The sequence below is a fragment of the Caulobacter sp. HMWF025 genome, from assembly GCF_003060965.1.
Classification (GTDB): Bacteria; Pseudomonadota; Alphaproteobacteria; order Caulobacterales; family Caulobacteraceae; genus Caulobacter.
Window position 1 is genome coordinate 1 of sequence record NZ_QAII01000091.1, and the last position, 1,837, is coordinate 1,837.

Below are 1,837 nucleotides of genomic sequence, written 5' to 3' on the forward strand. Positions count from 1 at the left end.
CAGATGGACGGCGCGATCCTGGTGGTTTCGGCCGCTGACGGCCCGATGCCCCAGACCCGCGAGCACATCCTGCTGGCCCGTCAGGTCGGCGTGCCGGCGCTGGTCGTCTACATGAACAAGGTCGACCTGGTCGACGACGAAGAACTGCTGGAACTGGTCGAGATGGAAGTGCGCGAGCTGCTCAGCTCATACGACTTCCCGGGCGACGACATTCCGATCACCAAGGGCTCGGCCAAGGTCGCCATCGACGGTGGCAACCCCAAGATCGGTGAAGAGTCGATCCTGGCGCTGATGGCCACGGTTGACGCCTACATCCCGCAGCCCGACCGCCCGGTCGACCTGCCGTTCCTGATGCCGGTTGAAGACGTGTTCTCGATCTCGGGCCGCGGCACCGTGGTCACGGGCCGTATCGAAAAGGGCATCGTGAAGGTCGGCGAAGAAGTCGAAATCGTCGGTATCCGTCCGGTTCAGAAGACGACCTGCACGGGCGTCGAAATGTTCCGCAAGCTGCTCGACCAGGGCCAGGCCGGTGACAACGTCGGCGTTCTGCTGCGCGGCACCAAGCGCGAAGACGTCGAGCGCGGTCAGGTTCTCTGCAAGCCGGGTTCGATCACCCCGCACACGAAGTTCGTGGCCGAGGCCTACATCCTGACCAAGGAAGAAGGCGGCCGTCACACCCCGTTCTTCACCAACTATCGCCCGCAGTTCTACTTCCGCACGACGGACGTCACCGGGATCATCAAGCTGCGCGAAGGCGTGGAAATGATCATGCCGGGCGACAACGCCGAGCTGGACGTCGAGCTGATCACCCCGATCGCCATGGACCAGGGCCTGCGCTTCGCCATCCGCGAAGGCGGCCGCACGGTCGGGGCCGGCGTGGTGGCCAAGATCGTCGAGTAGTCGACCGTCTTAGCTTCGGCTAGAACGACAAGCGAAGGCCCCGGAGAGCAATCTCCGGGGCCTTTTGCTTTGGGGCGGCATCTGGTGCATCGCGATCCGGCACCGGCCGTGGCGTGGCGTGCCGGGGCGCGGACCTTATGTGCATCCCCGCTCTCCCCGGCGAAAGCCGGGGTCCAGATCGAACCCCGAACGCTAGAAGCGCTCGGCCAGGCGCGTAGGCGCATCATCTCCAGAGGCTCAGGCTGAATCTGGGCCCCGGCTTTCGCCGGGGAGAGCGGATGAAAGAGCGAAGTGTTGACGCCGGCCGTGTCTGCAATGGGGGGTGAGGGGGGGCGGACCTGGCCGCGCTACGCCCAACCCATCCCATCTGTCATCCCGGCCGGACCCCGGCGCTCCCGCCCTCAAGGGCGTCCGGCCGGGATGACAAGGTTTTTGAGTTCAGGTGGAAGCTTCCGATGCGGAACTTTCGGGGGTGCAGTCATGGGTGGAAGGCGAAACCCTAGGGTTCTTTTCGACCTCGGGGTTTCGGAGACGGCTTTGGCCGGCAACTAGACCCAACCATGAGGCCATCTACGCCGCTACCAAGGTCCTCGTGCCCTAAAATCAAGTCAATTTTCTCCATACCGCGGTTGCAGCGAGGAGAAGTGGCGCACGATTGAAGTAAGAGCGCCGCAAGGACGATGGCGATCACGCGAAATAGAGATGTAGGCACCGCGTTGGTTCCATCGGCCTGTCGCATCAATGCGCGTTTCAGTTACAACGGCACGTAGCCACACCCAAGCGGTGTTCGACAAGGGTCGGAAGCAGGCCCAGAGCCTTCGCCCCTTGCGCGAGAAGGCTTCACCAAAACCCGAGCCGCCAAACCACAACCCTTCCCCATCAAGGGGGAAGGGAGAAGCGCCTCTATCCCCGTTCCCCTACGGGCAAATCCCCACCC

The 1,837-nt window shown here is 63.6% G+C and carries 1 protein-coding gene; it reads left to right on the forward strand.

Annotated elements, in window-relative coordinates:
• Positions 1–900 (forward strand): elongation factor Tu (gene tuf, locus DBR10_RS10495; protein WP_108556323.1); only part of this gene is annotated, 900 nt, incomplete at its 5' end.
• Between the last annotated feature and the right edge of the window lie 937 nt (positions 901–1,837).